12 protein-coding genes and 1 pseudogene are annotated in these 15253 nt (G+C 61.8%); 2 read left to right on the top strand and 11 right to left on the bottom strand.

The annotated features are described in order from the left end of the window. Window positions 1–417: 417 nt before the first annotated feature. The 6 genes from MFF54_RS13140 to MFF54_RS13115 form a co-directional block, all read right to left on the bottom strand. Window positions 418–2526 (bottom strand): AIPR family protein, encoded by a 2109-nt coding sequence (locus tag MFF54_RS13140; RefSeq protein ID WP_238303375.1) that lies wholly within the window; start codon window positions 2524–2526, stop codon window positions 418–420. Continuing rightward, window positions 2523–3506, bottom strand: a complete 984-nt coding sequence (locus MFF54_RS13135) for a PD-(D/E)XK motif protein (protein WP_238303374.1) — start codon at window positions 3504–3506, stop codon at window positions 2523–2525. Before MFF54_RS13135 ends, MFF54_RS13140 begins: the two co-directional genes overlap by 4 nt. Next, window positions 3507–6188, bottom strand: a complete 2682-nt coding sequence (locus tag MFF54_RS13130; RefSeq protein ID WP_238303373.1) for a Z1 domain-containing protein — start codon at window positions 6186–6188, stop codon at window positions 3507–3509. It abuts the gene before it with no gap. Further along, window positions 6181–7650, bottom strand: a complete 1470-nt coding sequence (locus MFF54_RS13125; protein WP_238303372.1) for an ATP-binding protein — start codon at window positions 7648–7650, stop codon at window positions 6181–6183. The genes MFF54_RS13130 and MFF54_RS13125 overlap by 8 nt, the downstream gene beginning before the upstream one ends. A 133-nt stretch (window positions 7651–7783) precedes the next feature. Next, the gene (locus MFF54_RS13120; RefSeq protein WP_238303371.1) at window positions 7784–9274 is read right to left on the bottom strand and encodes a DNA cytosine methyltransferase; all 1491 of its coding nucleotides are present in this window, start codon (window positions 9272–9274) and stop codon (window positions 7784–7786) included. After that, window positions 9271–9690: a very short patch repair endonuclease gene (locus MFF54_RS13115; protein WP_238303370.1), complete on the bottom strand. Its 420-nt coding sequence runs from the start codon at window positions 9688–9690 to the stop codon at window positions 9271–9273. Before MFF54_RS13115 ends, MFF54_RS13120 begins: the two co-directional genes overlap by 4 nt. Window positions 9691–9897: 207 nt before the next feature. Here MFF54_RS13115 and MFF54_RS13110 point away from each other — a divergent pair, with 207 nt between their 5' ends. Then, window positions 9898–10611, top strand: a complete 714-nt coding sequence (locus MFF54_RS13110; protein WP_238303368.1) for a hypothetical protein — start codon at window positions 9898–9900, stop codon at window positions 10609–10611. Between the two features lie 235 nt (window positions 10612–10846). Here MFF54_RS13110 and MFF54_RS13105 read toward each other — a convergent pair. From MFF54_RS13105 to MFF54_RS13085, 5 genes and pseudogenes are all read right to left on the bottom strand, one after another. Further along, window positions 10847–11032: pseudogene (locus tag MFF54_RS13105) on the bottom strand (integrase core domain-containing protein); the annotation flags it as partial. Window positions 11033–11339: 307 nt separating this feature from the next. Beyond that, window positions 11340–11723, bottom strand: a complete 384-nt coding sequence (locus tag MFF54_RS13100; protein WP_238303366.1) for a hypothetical protein — start codon at window positions 11721–11723, stop codon at window positions 11340–11342. Window positions 11724–11836: 113 nt separating this feature from the next. Further along, a complete protein-coding gene (locus tag MFF54_RS13095; RefSeq protein ID WP_238303365.1) occupies window positions 11837–12706 on the bottom strand; it encodes a putative phage abortive infection protein in 870 nt (289 codons plus the stop codon). A gap of 41 nt (window positions 12707–12747) precedes the next feature. Next, window positions 12748–13290: a hypothetical protein gene (locus MFF54_RS13090; RefSeq protein ID WP_238303363.1), complete on the bottom strand. Its 543-nt coding sequence runs from the start codon at window positions 13288–13290 to the stop codon at window positions 12748–12750. A 79-nt stretch (window positions 13291–13369) separates the two neighbouring features. Then, on the bottom strand, window positions 13370–13516 hold the full coding sequence (locus tag MFF54_RS13085) for a hypothetical protein (protein WP_238303361.1): 147 nt from the start codon (window positions 13514–13516) through the stop codon (window positions 13370–13372). Between the two features lie 361 nt (window positions 13517–13877). On the opposite strand from MFF54_RS13085, the gene MFF54_RS13080 reads away from it, so the two are divergent. Further along, window positions 13878–14558 (top strand): recombinase family protein, encoded by a 681-nt coding sequence (locus MFF54_RS13080; protein WP_238303359.1) that lies wholly within the window; start codon window positions 13878–13880, stop codon window positions 14556–14558. Window positions 14559–15253: the final 695 nt, after the last annotated feature.

Here is a 15253-nt window from a genome sequence, read left to right as displayed (position 1 = left end):
GGCATCGCGCTGGGGAGCCTAAACGACTGGGTTGGGTCGGAGGTAGAGCGTCCGCTTCAGGACTGAGGGTTTTCTCTCTACCCATCACCGACGTTCCGCGTTGCAACCCGTTGCAACGGCACCCTCATTGATTTGGTCATGAGCTTGAAGACCGCTGCAACGGGTTGCGCCGACGGACAATCGCAGGCTAGGTGCAAGATTGATGGCGCCTTAACTATAGGACGTTCATTCCGTCCTTGGGTGCCAAACACGAACTTGCCGACCCTTCTGCTAGCTCATGCCATCTTGTGCATCAGGCTCTACCTCGTTTTGTGGGGAGGCTGGCGCTTTCATCGCCGTCTTCCAAGATACGGTCTAAGGGTATCAAAGTTGGGGGCAGGACCACCGCGACCAAAACTGATGACGGTTCAGCGGTCCTCAGGCTGCGGGCTCGCGCTTCGCGGCCTGCGGAAGCTCGAAGCCGGCCTGAACCATCTTCTGGACCATGTACTTGAGGGCATTGCGCTCGGAGGCCGGAAGCCTGATGTCGCCGCGGGACAGACGCTTCAGGGCTGCGTCCGACTTGGGAGTTAATAGGCGGCGGCTCCGGGCGAAGCTTAGGTATGGCTGGGTATCACTCAGCATGGCAACGAGGACGTGGTCGAAGTCGACGTCCTTTTCGACCTTCTGCGCAGCGACAGATGACTTGCGTGCCTTTTTGGCCTCGTCGTGCTCGATGAGCAGGCCGTCGAGCCGGACGTCGAAGGCGTACTTCGACGCGGCCACCGTCGCCCAGCAGGCCTGCTGCTTGCAGTACTCGCCGACGTTCTTCATCGCCGGTGGCGCGTCCTTGATGGTTTCTGCTACCTGCGGCGCGATCTGCGCCAAAGCGTCGGCGACCTCAGCGGGCAGTTCCTGCCGCTGCCACACGACACTCAGCGAGATCTCTTGGCCGCGCCGCTGAAGCTGATGAACGAGCCAAGCGATGGTGTAAGTGACAATCTGCGCCTTGTAGCCGCGATCGTCCTGATACCAGTCCGAGCGACCGACGATCCGGTCAAGGCCGCGGAAGATGATCGCCTCAGCGACTACGTCGCGGAACCAGTGCTCGTTGAATGGAGCTTCCGAGGCCTCCCAGGCCTTGCCGGTCTTCTCGGCGAACTCCAGGAAGCATTTCTGGGCGCCCCGGCTGACAATATGTGGCTGGCACTCGAAAGTGACCTCGAATTTGGCGAGATCGGTCTTGTCGATGAATTGCTCGCGCGGGAACTCCAGCTCGAACTTCCGGCGCTCGGCCTGCGTCCCATATGCGAGCTTGTCGCGGTACTGGCCGCGGGCGCGTTCGTAGAACCACTTCGAGCCGGACAGCGCCCCGGGCTTCGGCGGCGCGGACAGGTCGCGCGAGATGCGCTCAAGCACGAGGTGGATCGGGTGGCTTGAGAAGAAGTCAGCCTCGCTGATCTTGTTCTGGGTGTTGGCGTACCGCGAGATCAGCGGCACGACCTCTTCGAGCCGGTCGGGGTTCACCACCGACAGCTTCATCTGGACGAAGACCCGGCTGAGGTCGGCCTTGCGATCCTTCCGCGCGCTGTCGCTAGCGTAGAGGATCGAGGCGGTCGTCTGGCCGCCGTTGACGATCTGGAGATTGTCGACGGACGCGATGCCGAGGCCGCCGCCGGGTAGTTGGGCTGTGGTGATGCCGGCCGCTGTCGCGGTAAGACCGTTGTTGTAGGCGAAGAACATCTCCGGCGCCGCTTCGAGCGTTCTGACGATGCCGGCGTTCACCTTGGTCCGGGCCTGGAGAAAGGTGCGGACGTTCTGCTCCAACAACTTGGCGCCGTAGAGCCCATAGATTTCGGCCAGAAAGGTTCCTGGCACGGCGACCAAGTAGGAAGTGTGCTCGCCGTCGATACTGTGCGCCGGCAGGCACGGCAGGGGTGAGCCGTTGACGGCGGTGACGTCAATCTCGATGGGTTCGACGCCGCCCTTGGAGCTGAGGATGCTGGCGTAGCGTGCGAAGTCCAGGACGCTGCATACGAAGGGAACGCCGAGCACCTTGCCGGTCATCTCCGGCGTGCGGCGCGTGGAGAGGCGGGCGCTGGAGAAGGCCACGACGCGGATGCGCTTGATCTGGCTGCGGCCGTCGTAGATGGGCCAAGCGGCCTGGAAGGCCGGGCTGGTCTCGTCAACGGCGTTGATGAAGGAGGGCTGCACCGCCAGCTCGCAGAAGCGGCGGACGCGCTCGAATAGTCTGTCAATCTGCGCCGCGTTCAGTGTCTCTAGGTCCCGCCCGGCACGGAAGTCGGAGATGGCCAGATAGAGGTCGCCCCGCTCACGATCCAGGGCGAAGCCATCGACTTGATAGGCGCCGCGCCCTTCATTGCGCGCTGGGGTGTAGGTCAGGTCGATGCAGTCGCCGTTCTCCGCAGCGAGCTTGCCGTAGAGCTTGAAGAAGGCCGCTGCCTGCGGCTCGGCGGACGCCTCTGCCTCGAACAGCAGATCCTCCAGGAAGCGTTCATGCGCTTCGTCCAGCCCGAGGGCGCTCACGCGAAAACCTTGGCTAGTGTGTCGTCCAGGTCGACCGCGAAGCTCTGACAGGCGCTGAGCAGGATCGCGTAGGACACCGCATGCACGCCATTTGGCAGCATGCCCGGCGTCAACCGGGGAAAGCCGTCCCGCACCTCGAACAATCGCCGATCAATCAGTAGCCACTCGGGCTCGTCGTATTCCTCACGCCTAACGTAGTGGCAGGCCTCAAGGGCGTCCTCGACCTGTTCGAGAACAGCCGGGCTGGCCGCCGTGATTTGGTCGGTGAGGTCGTCGATTAGTGCGTTGAGCGAGACCGCGCCGCCGCCAGACGGCGCGCGCGCCACAGCTTGGTGGCAGAGCAGCAGACGGCTCCCGGCAGTATCAAGCTGGGCTTCCGAGGAGACCAGCAGCCGCTGGTCAGAGGTAGAGAGCTGTGTCTTTACCTCGACCTGCCAAGCGCCGATGGCGAAATCCTGTTCCTCGCGGTGAGCGCCCCGCCAAGCCCCCACGCCGCCGGCTACCCCGGCGCGGGGTATGACCTGATCGCGCAAGAACAGCAGTTCCCCGACGAGGCCGATGACCTCTTCGGTGGTGAGCAGCCCTTCGCGGCGCCGGCGCAGCATGTTGTGCCAGTCCGCCAGCCGCCGCAGCACCAGCCGAATGCCTGGGCCATTCGCGCCGCGTGGGTCGTCAGCCGTAGCGTCGAGTAGATGGCCGCAGAGCGCACGGAAGATGTCGAACTGGTCGCGGTCCTCCAGCGTCAGCACCAGCCGCGCCCCATCACCCGACCGCCGTTCAATTGAGACGTCGATGCCATTGAGCTTCGGCGGCTTTGGAAGCTCGCGGCACCCGTCGTCGGCCGCCAGGGCGAAGATGTACTGGCCTGCATGATTGCGGCCCCGGAAGAATTCGAGCGGATGCGTGGGCGAGGCGCGCCGGACGTTGTCGGCTTGCGGATTGGCCGCCGGAGCGATGTCGCGCCAGTCGCTCTGGTCCATCTACTCGCTCTCCACCAGCATGGCTTCGTCGTCTTCCGCCTCGGCGTTGGCCGCCTCTTCAATCTGTCGGCGATAGACGGTGTTGACCTGATAGATCCGCTCGTCGGTAGGCTTACTCGTTCCAGGCAGGCAGAAGCTGAGGGTGACGACCGACCCCTTCAACTTCATGCCCTCCATTGTCTCGTTGGTCGTAAAGACGTGGATCAGCAACAGCGGACGCGAGCGCTGGGCGCAGTAGGCCTTGTCTCCGCGAAGTTCGCCGCTCGCCTTCAGTGCGTCACCCTTAGCGATCTGATCCTTGTCCAGACCGATCTGCGCGTCGTTGGGGTCGGCGACGCGGTTGCGTCCTGCTGTGACCCGAAAGCCGCCGTCCACCACATCGCCGGACTCGCGCTTACGCAGCGTGAAGGACATGCCGGGGGCGAGGACATCGGGCGTGGGCGTTCCGCCGGACGGATGCGGGATCGCGACGTCCCACTCGGACATCTCGTCCCGCAGCCGGTCGGAGAAGTAGTCCATGAACAGGCTGATATTGCCGCTGATCGGTCCCAGATCGACGTGAGCCGGTGAGAAGCTGAACGACTTAAGCAAGGTCATGACGGCGCGGCCGGGGGCCGCCTCCCAGATGATCGCTTGGCCGGTGGTCTTTGCGGACGGCGAGCCGAGGCCGCCGACGAAGGTCTGGACGGCCTTGAGGTTGTCGGCGTTCACGGCTGAGCTGTTGGGAATGATGTAACCTTCCAGGTGACGCACGGAGTAGTCCTGCGCGATCTTCATCTGGGTCGCCGTGCGCATCTTATTGGCGGCCGTGATGCGGATCGCCGTTGGGCTCTCCCGGACCTTCAGACCGAAGTGCTCAGGTGTCATGCCCAGGCCGTGCATCCGGCGAACTTCGTCACGGAGCTCTTCGATTGCGCCGTTGATTTCGCGGTAGTGGTCCAGCGCCAGCTTCGGCAGGTAGACCCGGCAGACATCCTCATAGCCAGGGCGGTAGCCGAACCAGCGCGCCATCTGCATCAGGGTGTCCGACGCGGCGGTGTTGCGCAGGATGTAGGAGACCGTCAGCCCTTCGAGCGTCAGGCCACGCGAGAGGGCGAGGCCGCCGATGGCTATGACGTGCAGGCCGTTCTCACGATGGGCGCGGTAGTCGAGGGCGCCTCCCTTCATGTTAACAGTCAGAGGCTGGACCCGGGCCGCCTCCGCCAGGACGGTGCGGACCGCGTCGAAGGCCTCCTCGCCGTCACCGAACTCGCGCTCGAAATCGTCACGGAACTCGGCAATAACAGGATCGCTCAGAGGATCAGGCCCCATTGCGTTGGCGGCGGCATTCTGAAGAGTTTGGAGGTAGATGTAGACCTCGCCCTGGACCTTCTCCTGAATGGCGTTGAACCGGCTCACATTGATCATCATCGTGCAGTGCTGGCGGCCCTGGCCGCGCAGGATGCGGATGGCGCGCGTCAGCACGAAGACCCGCACCGCCGTCAGCAGCGACGGCGGCAGGGTCACCGAGTGATCGGCCTTGTGGTTCAGCGGCAGGTGCGCGACGTAATCCTTCACCAGCTCGACCATGGGTTCGCGCAGGTCGCCGTCATCCGCGAACACCCGAGAGGCGCCGACGTAAGTGTTCGGCGGATCGAGAGTCTTGATGAAATGCTTCGGAAACAGATCGTCCTTCAGCATTTCGTCGTTGCTATCGGGGTCGATGAAGATGTTGGCGAAGGGCGTAGCCGTATAGCCGACGTAGGTCCGCCGCTCGAAAAGGGCCATGATCTCACGGATGACGCCGTTTATCGCCGTGGTCGCCTTGGGGTCTTTTGATGTGTTGATTGACGCGTTGTCGGCCTCATCGTCGATCAGCATTAGGGGCGAGGAGATGACCTGCCCATGGCCTTGTTCGATCAGCCAGTCGCGCAGCTTGGACAACGTAGCCTTGTTCTTCTTACACACGAAGATGATTGGCTCATTGTGAGCAACTATGCTGAACACGACGCCACTACCCGGATCGCGGGTGAAGTCCTTGTCCCTCGACGTCCCATAGGCCGGGAACCGCTTCTTCATAGCGTAGGTAAGGATCGGCAGCGGTTCCGCGGCCAGAGCGTGAAACACCGACTTCTTGCCGATGAAGGTCTCGTCCAACCGCTCCTGGGTTTGGGTGCGCAGCGAGTTGGTGATACCGGCCAGCAGGATGATCGTGCGGTAGCCGGCGTCCGCCGCCTTGCAGATCAGGGCGGAGTAGTTGGTCGTCTTGCCCGACTGGACATGGCCCATGACCATGCCACGGCGGGAGCCGACCTCTGGCCTCAGGGGATTGCCTGAAAAGTCAAGAATCTGATCGGTGACCGCGTCGAGCGTGGCCACCACCGGCGCCGCAAGCGAGCCGCCTTCGAGGTAGTATCGCTTAAGTCTGTTCCAGTAATAGAAGTCGATGCTAGAGCTGTTCTCGTTCAACCAGGGCTTGAAGTCATTGAATACCGAATACCCGCGGGTCTGAGTTTGGGTGAAGCTGGACTCCAGCGCCCGCAGCACCTCAGCCTTCTCTTCGTCGTCTAACCGGAAGGGTGAACCTTCGAGTTCCGCGGCGATGGCGCCGGCGGGCAGAGGCTGGCCATTGCCGACTTCGTCCGCATACTTTTTGCCGAGGCTCATGGTCAGGTAGGCTAGTTCGGCGCTCAGATCACGCATTCATCCAGCCCTTTTCTTTGAGTACGACTTCGGTGGCGCCCCAGGCCTCGCACCACGGTTCGGTCACCCGCAGCAGGGCTTCTAGGGCGGCGAAGTCGCCACCAGCCTGCAACAGCAGCATGGGCAGGGCGGCGTTGAGGTCGGCCTTGAACACGACCGGGTCGGTGAGCGTCTGGTGGATCGCATCGGGCTCGCGCGCGGCGTCCTGGGTAAAGGCGGCCACCGGGAAGGCCTGCTCGATCACCTTCAGCGCGGTGCTGGCGGTCTGCTTCTGATGATCGTTGCCCGCTTCCAGCAGTGCGTCAATCACCGGATGCTCGCGATTGATGGTGTAGCGCACCTCGCCGCCGCGGGCGTAGCGGCTCCAGACCGATGTCGTGCCAGCCCGGTCCAGCCGGCCGCCTCGGGACCTGAAGACCTTCGACGAACGTCGGCGCAGGCCTTCGACGATCTGGCGCAGCCGGTTGCGCAATGCCGCCGGAAGCTGGGCGTCCGACTTGTCGATGGTAATCTTCCAGATGTGATCCAGCGCGTTGGGAAGATCGACGCGCACCCGTACGAGCTGTGACAGCTCGCCGTGACGCAGCAACCGGAACCAAGTGCCGCTGATGATGAGGCGATGGCTGCGATAGACGTAGAAGCCCTGGTTGCGGAGGAAGCCTTCCTCGCCGCCGAGCTGGTCATGCTGATCAGGCAACAGCTTAGAGTAGTGCGGTAGAATGTAGGGTTGGATTTCGATGGTCCGCCCGCCGATCTCCAGCTGCTCGGCTTCGAGCTGCTGTGTCGCCTTATGATCGCGGTAAAAGGGGTCGAGCCCGTCGATCTTTCTATTGTTGAGGCGCAGAATCAGCTTGCGGCCCCGGACCTCGCCGGAAAGGTAGCGGTGGAAGATCAGCGCCAACCGTTTGCCTGCATGGACGATCAGGGCGTTGAACTCGGCCTGAGTGAGTGTGCCATTCTCCGAAAGTCGGTCACAGTTCGACCAGATCACTTCGACACCGTCATCCGCCAGCACTTCCGGTGAGGCCAGGGCGGCGATCTCGTCGGCGTCGAGCACGCCCATGCGCCAAGCGTCCACATCAGCCAAGTTCCAGACGCAGCCGCTCAGCTCGCCGTTTCGGCGGCTGATGACGGTCAGGCGCGCGCATTGAGAAAAGGACGCTGACTTCATCCCCCAACCGAAACGACCAAGATCATCCGGCGACCGTTCCGCAAGGGGATTACTGCTGGCCGGGCGCATGGCATCGCGAAGCTCCTGGCCGGTCAGACCATGGCCGTCGTCGCGGACGCGGATTTCAGGATCGCCGCCTTTGTAGCTGCAGGTCAGGGCAATCTCGCGGGCGCCGGCCTTGATGCTGTTGTCGATCAGGTCGGCCAAGGCGCTGGGCAGGTCATAATTCCCGAAGCTCCGCGCTGACATCATCAGGGAGGCCGCGTCTGGCGGATTTGACTCGTATTTCATCGGGCTGTCGGCCGTTCCGCGAACCGCGTCCGAATCCTGTCTGGACCTAACGCCATCCGCCCCCCCCCCGCACTAGGCGATAACTACGCTTACAGGTCGGCTACCATGAGTAGATGAACGCCGTTGGCTCAGCTCAGGCGGCTTGCGAGGCTGCCTCGTCCTGCGCCGGCTGGATCGGCTTGCGCAGAAGGTCCTCCTTGAGCCGCCGAGCCACAGCCTCGGCCAGCAGCGGCGGCACGGCGTTGCCGATCTGGCGAAAGGCCGCATTCATGGCGCCCGCGAAGCGGAAACTGTCGGGGAAGGACTGGAGCCGCGCTGCTTCCCGCACCGAGACGGTCCGCCTTTGCGCGCTATCCCAATGGATGTGCGAATACGTGTCCTTACCCATGTGGGCCGTAAGCGTCCGAGACGGCATGGCCGGGTTCAGCTTCCACCACTTGTTGGGGAATTTTCCCGGATCGTAGGGCGGCACATGCTTTGCGCGCAGCTCATCCCAGGCCGCCGAGCCTTTGCGGGGCCGCACGGCCAGGGCCTCCAGCTTTTCCTTGAAGATCGTCTCGGCGACGGCGGCGGCGTGTGGGTAGTCGCCGCCGTGCTTCATGCGTCGAAATATTTCAAAGTCTCGTGGCGTGATCCGCACCATGTGGCCATCTGTGTCGGTGTGCGAAATCTGGTGCCCCGGCCAAGCCCGCATTTTCTTCGCGTAGGCGCTGAGTTCGGTGAAGCTGGTGTAGGGTAGGCGATCCGTCAGCTTGCGCTGGCGCATGTCGGTGGGCATCGAGAAGTGTTCGGTAATGCGCGGCAGATCGCCCAGCGCCGCTTTCACCGACACCGCTTCCGGAAGGCCCGGGCGGGCGCGCGGGATATCGCTGAACCGCGATCCGGTCTCTGGGACATGCTTGAGGGCCACCGACCGCGCGCTTTCATAACCGGAGGGCAGCTTGGCAGCATGGCTCGGTTCCGGGAAGCTAGGCATGAGCCCCAGCGACTTGTCGATGGCCACCAGGAACAGCCGCTCGCGCATCTGCGGCACGCCATAGTAGGCGGCGTTCAGCAGCGTGTAGCGGGCGTTGTAGCCCAGAGACTCCAGCGCTTGGCAAATTTCCTCCGGCACGTTGTGGCCGCCGTGATTGAGGATGTCGGGAACATTCTCGATCAGGATTGCCACCGGTTGGACGGCTTCGACGTATTGAAGGAACCGCTGATAGAGCTTGGCGCGCGGGTCATTGACGTAGGCCTCGTCGTCACCGGTCACCGAGCGCAGCTTGGAGCGGCCGATCCGGGCAAATGCCTGACATGGCAGGCCCGCCGCTAGGACGTCGAACTGTTCGATAACGTCCCCTTCCAGGCCAATCTCCTTCGACAACGTAGCCGGATCAGAGGCGACCATGTCGCGGGCTAGGCTCCAAGCCGCCTTCCGTGCCTCAATGGGCGGCTTAAAGTTTAGGCCGTAGCTAGCCGCCGCGGTCTCATCCAGCTCAACGTGACCCAGCAGATCGAACCCAGCGGCTTCCATCCCAAGGGACATGCCGCCGCAGCCCGAGCACAGTTCGAGCACACGTGGCGCGCTTCCGCTGCGCAGGCGCTCCAGCTTGGCATGTCGGGCTCCGGTGTCGATCTTCATCGGTCTTCAGATCGTCCGAGGTGGGCCGACAGGCGGGAGGCAACGAGGTCCGAATCTTTAGCTTCGCACTCCCATATTACCAAGGTATCCCAGCCCTGTTCTCTCAGGTCGACCACAGCCTTTTCATCGCGCGCCACATTGGCGGCGAATTTGGCTGCCCAGAAGTCCTTGTTGGATTTCGGCTGATACGCCAAGCGGCAGCCGGGGTGCCGGTGCCAGTAGCAGCCGTGGACAAAGACGACCTTCCTGCGCCCGGGGAAGACGAGGTCAGGACTTCCCGGTAGGTCCCTGCGGTGCAGGCGGAAACGGAAACCCAGCCGGTGGGCGAGCCGGCGCACTAGCATCTCAGGCTTGGTGTCCTTGCCGCGGATGCGGCCCATGAGCCGCGACCGGGTCTCCTTGTCGAAGATGTCCATGGCTCTGATCTGCGGTAGCGTCCGGCTTGTACCAAGAGCGTCGGTGTTGCGGAGGAGTCTGGATACCACGTCCGTTGTCAATCTCATCCCGGTCGCCATAGGGTGGCGGGATAAGTGGCCGGCTGATTCGGTCCTGCGAAACGAGCCCATATGCGGGGACCCGACAGCTCGAACACGCCCTGGACAGACGCCGAGCTCGCTGACGCAGTGGACGCTTACGTCTTTCTCGTTCAGGCGCAGGCGTCGGGACTGGTGTTTCGTCGCGAGGCGGCCGCCAGAGCCCTGCTCGACGAAGGACTGCCTAGGCGCAACGACGCCTCACTGCGCTACCGCTTCCGGAACATCTCGGCCATCGTTCAGGAACTCGGCGGGCCGCTGCTCATCGGCTATTCGCCAGCACAGCAGGTCGGTGCCGGTGTCCGTGAACGCATCCGCGCGATGCTGCTTGCAAATGTTCACTTCAACGAACTCGTCGCGGCGGATCGAATTGGAAGGCTGGCTACGGACACGCCTTCGGTGCCGCGGGCAGACGCCCTGGCGGCGCTCGCGAAGCTACGAAGGCAGATCGACGAGGTCGAGCGCGAGTTCACCGGCGTTCGCGGCATCGGCCACAACAATCCACCAGGGCCCATAGCTCCGGTTGATGACAGGCGGGTCGCCTTCGAGGCCGCACGAGCTGACATCGCGACGCTTGAGAGCGAGCTGGCGAAACCGGCGGTGGATCAGCAGATCGTCACCCGGCACTCTGAAGGCCTTCTGAAGTTCGGCGTTCAGATGACAACGTGGATCGGGCAGCGCACCACGAAGTTCGTGGATGCCTTCCTTGTGGCGCTGGCGCCGGCGGTGGTGCTCAAGGTCACAGGTCTAATGCCTCAAATAATTGAAGCGCTTTCGACCGTCGCCAAGTCCATCGGGCATTGAGGGCAGCCGTAGACGGCGCGCCGCCCACACTTGGCTGCGCCCGTGCCAGCAAAGTCATTAATTTGGTGTTCCACTTTTGCGATCTCGGTAGAAAGCAGCTTCTACTCCGAAGAGCGGTTGGGTGCCCACTTTTCGGCTGGGCGTCAGCGCCCGGCTTTTGGCGCACAGCCGAACGATCGGCGTGCGAACTCGCGGTCTGACCTGACCGGTATTTTGGACCGAGCCAATTGAGAGGCTACTGCATGGCAGTGGCCATGGGTAGCCGGAAGGCCAGATCCGGGTAGCTGACTGGCGCGGGCGGCCGATAGCCCAGCGACGAATGCGGTCGAACGCGGTTGTAGGTGGTTTGCCACAGACCAATCACGATCTGCGCTTCCTTCAGCGAGTAGAAGATCTCCTGGCGCAGACACTCGTCACGAATAGCTCTGCTCGGAGATCTCCGCGTCTTTGCACGCCAGGGCCAAACTCTTGCCCTGGCCTGTCTGCACCTCAATCTGGCGCAGCTTCAGCACGATCTGCTCCGCACTCGTCTTCTGACCTCGCCGCATGTCCGACTCCTTCGGTCCTGGCTGATCCTCTCAATCAGCCCGGTCCAAAGCCAGCCGGTCAGGTCAGCGGGTTGACGATGAAGCGCGAGTTGAACCGCGCCTTGAACATGATGCGGGTAAACCAGAGCAGGCTTTCCTCAGCCAGCGCCTGCTTGACCGACTGCTTTTCGTCCACCCGGCCTAGAGTTCGTTGTTAAGTTCTTCCAACACGTCCCGCATCACCTTGCGGTCCACCACGTTCACCGTCTGCTGCGCGGCGGGCATCTCCTTACCCTTGGTGGTCACGTCCACGTCCTGGCGGTCCCGCGAGTGGTGAAAGCGGTTCTTCATGTTGAAGATGTACGTCGTGGCGTTGAAGTCCTTGCCCATGGCGATGCCGTCACGTCCGGCAGCGGCCCACCAAGCTTCAGCAAGGGCGTGGCCTTTCTTTACGGCCGCCGAAAACTCTGGGTTACGGTCCTGCAGGGCGAGCCAGAGATCACGGCTGAGAGACACGGTTCCGGCTCGCGCGAGGGCAACCATGACCTCTGCATCGGAGCAGCCCTGAGCGTACATGGTGTACATGACTTGCTCCCAGTCATCGCGGATGTCTGAGAGCATTACTTGAGGGCGGCCACCTGGATATGTCATGCAGCTAAGCTGACGTGCTTAGAGCTCTCTGGCAATGAATTCTTTGGTCAGGCGTTTTTTAGCTCTCGTAGCTTCTCCCGATGCTGCTCGTTAAACAGGAGGGTTTCGTCTAGGTTATCGAATAGGTCGTAGTTTCTTGCGTACTGCAGCAGGCGCTCACCGTGTTCGGAGAAGCAGTTATAGAAAATGAGAACCAGCTCGGCGTCAGAAAGCTGTGCCCGAATGATGCGCATATACTCCGTGCGCTCGGCTCTGTTCGTATCATCGCCGATGCGTGGTGTCTTCGCATCCACGAATCGAATCATATTGTATAGCAAGCGAAAGTAATGCCCAAGTTCGTTGCGGCGTTCGTTCCAGAAGTCCCGGTAGATATTCGGCCAGAGATTCAGGTCGCTCGGGTCATACCCTCTGGTGTGAGCGTTGCCATATGTGCGACTCAGGTCGCTGACGTATTTTGAAATAACAGCCCTACCGCTGATGGGGTTTCGATTTCCGTCAAAACCCCGCAACTCGTTGACGTTTGAGCTGTGAAGCGAAAGCATCTGGAAGAGCGTCGCTTCGAAGTTCTGCTTGGCAATGGCCTGCAACTGAGTCTCAAGCGCGTTAGCCTGCCGCCCGATCTCCTCCCTGGTTCCTTGCAACTCTTCCCGCTGCAGGAAGATGGTGGCGAGCACACCGATGAATGTCAGGAACGTCAGCAGCGGATTGAGCGTGCCGCCGAAAAAGTCACCGACTTGGCCCAGGCGCGCATACGTATCGCCATCCGACCAGACGTAAATCGTCTGCACGAGGAAGAAGATCGACAGCATGAAGAGTATGAGGCTGATAGCACCTATAAAAAGGCGAAATAAGCCAGCGTTTTTATCTGTACCTGACGGCTCCAAAATGAAATCAAAGATACGACGCATGAAGGCCATAACAATCCCTCGATTGGCGGTAAGGATACTTTTGATCGCTATCAGCCGGGCATTCGATCAATAAATTTCTCCGCAACAGTTCGAACCCGCAGGGCTAAACAGCTAATATCCTCTACCAGTTTCTCTATATCTTTCTGATCTAAGGGCTGGAGGATGTCCGCCAAATTCTGTTCCTTGTTCACGTCGATGGTCTTGCCCATATCCTTCAAGCGACGGTGAAGCATTTTTACGAGTTCGTCTTTAGGGCCAAGCACTGGCCAATACTCGGCATGAACATACCGATTGCGCTTTCCGTTTATTTCTGTGGCGTCCTTAATGATTTTTTGAAACTCCTTCTTCAGATCTTCATCCTGTACCTTTACGGCAACAAGGCTCTGCGCGAGCTTGAGCTTTTCAATGAACGGCAGCGTTGCTGCAAAAATTGCGGCGGTCATGTCATCTTGGTTTAGAAGTCGCGCGATCATGCGGCCGACATCTACCTCAAGGTAGTTGAATTCCAATATTACGTGTCCAAGGGGGCCAGCAAACTTTTCAAAATATGAGTCGGGCTTTGCGTTTCCCGACTCGTCTTCCATGTCCGGCATGTGCGTGCCTCGTCAGGTGTCGTCAGCGCACTTCGTGCTTCCTGTTTTTACCATGCCAGCGCCGGTTGTCTCGGAAGATTCACGCGCAGCCAAATCGTCCCTCCCGCAGCTCATTGATGGCCGCGATCTGGTCCATCGTGAGCCAGGTGACGAGCGTGCTGTCCGGGTAGCGCCGCTCATACGGCCGGATGCAGTCGCGGCGCAGGCAGGCCCGCAGGCGGCGCATCTCGCGCATCCTGACCTGACCGGTATTTTGGACCGAGCCAATTGAGAGGCTACTGCATGGCGGTGGCCAATATATGCTTGAGTAAATTAACTATATGCTTCAACCTGTATGGCAGCTTGGGGCGCCCACGCCGAACACTCAAACTCGAGCCGGTGTTGCAGGTGATTTTGGTACGTTGGAGCTTATTGTTTTCCGTATATCGCAATAATGCCTGAAAAAACCGCGCGCAGTAACGGGATTTATTTGCAAAAAGATTGAAATCGTTTGTAAAACACTTGGGATGGTGTAATATCAGGTTCAACGTTCGTTGAGCCAAAATTTGCAACCCGTTGCAACGGCTGGCAGCGCAGCGGGGAGCAGGATGGCAGGGGCCTACGTCTCATATCTCCGGGTCAGCACCGACCGGCAGGGCCGCTCTGGCCTCGGCTTGGAGGCGCAGCGCCGGGCGGTGACGGATTACCTCGACGGGGGGCGGTGGACCCTCATCAGCGAGCTGGTGGAGATTGAGAGCGGCGCCCGCAACGACCGGCCCCGCCTTGCCGAAGCACTGGCCCTTTGCCGTCTCCACGGCGCCACCCTGCTCATCGCCAAGCTCGACCGCCTCAGCCGCGACGCGCACTTCCTCCTCGGCCTTCAGAAGGCTGGCGTCCGCTTCGTGGCGTCCGACATGCCCGAAGCCAATGAGATGGTGGTCGGCATCATGGCCGTCGTAGCCCAGGCTGAGCGCAAGATGATTTCGACCCGCACCCGCGCGGCGCTCGCCGCCGTGAAGGCCCGCGGCAAGACCCTCGGCAATCCTGCAAACCTGACGAACCAAGCCACCGGCCGGGAGCGCAGCGCGACCGTTCGCATAGAGATTGCCGACAGGCGGGCTGCGGACTTAGCGCCGATCGTGGCCAGCATCAGGCAGGCAGGAGCCATATCCCTTCGGCAGATAGCGGCCCGTCTCAACGAGCGCGCCATCCCGACAGCCCGCGGAGGCGCATGGTCTGCCGCCCAGGTACAGCACCTGATAGCCCGCATCGAGCAGGCTAGCCGGTGAGCCCCAGTTGCAACCCGTTGCAACGGCCCCGCCGCAACCGGCTGACGCCCCTCGGGACAATCGAGGCGACCTCATACCGGGGCACGCTCCTGGCCAACCGCGGTGACCTGCATGCCCCGGATGGCAGCGTTCACCGTCTCTGGCGCCGGACAGCCTGGGTGACGTGCACCTTCGTGGAGGTGTTCGGCCAGCGGGTCACCTTCGACACGCCAAGCCACTACACGCCGTTGTTCGCCTGCGACGAGGCCGTCGCTTTCGCAGCCGGTCACCGGCCCTGCGCAGCCTGCCGGCGCGGCGCCTTCGACCACTTCGTCTCGTGCTGGAAGGTAGCTCACGGCATCCCCTCCAGCAGCTTTGTCGGTGCGAAGGACATCGACCGTGTACTCCACAGCGCTCGTATGGTCCGGGGCCGTCAGCTACGCCACGAGGCCAAGGTGGGAGACTTGCCCGATGGCACGTTCGTGCTGCTCCCAGAGGCTCAGGAGCGCCCTGCTCTGCTTTGGCAGGGGTGCGCCTATCCCTGGGGTCATCAGGGCTATGATGCGCCCACTGCCTGCTCTCCTCGGGCAACGGTGACCGTACTTACCCCCGCCCCTACGGTGGCAGTCTTGGCGGCTGGCTACCGGCCGATGATCGCTATGAGCGTTACGCCATGATCGACCGCATCCTACCCGCAGCACTCCTGCTCCTCGCCT

Source organism: Methylobacterium gregans, from assembly GCF_022179245.1.
GTDB lineage: Bacteria > Pseudomonadota > Alphaproteobacteria > Rhizobiales > Beijerinckiaceae > Methylobacterium > Methylobacterium gregans.
The sequence above is the reverse complement of the archived record's forward strand: the minus strand, read 5'-3'. Positions and strand labels throughout refer to the sequence as shown.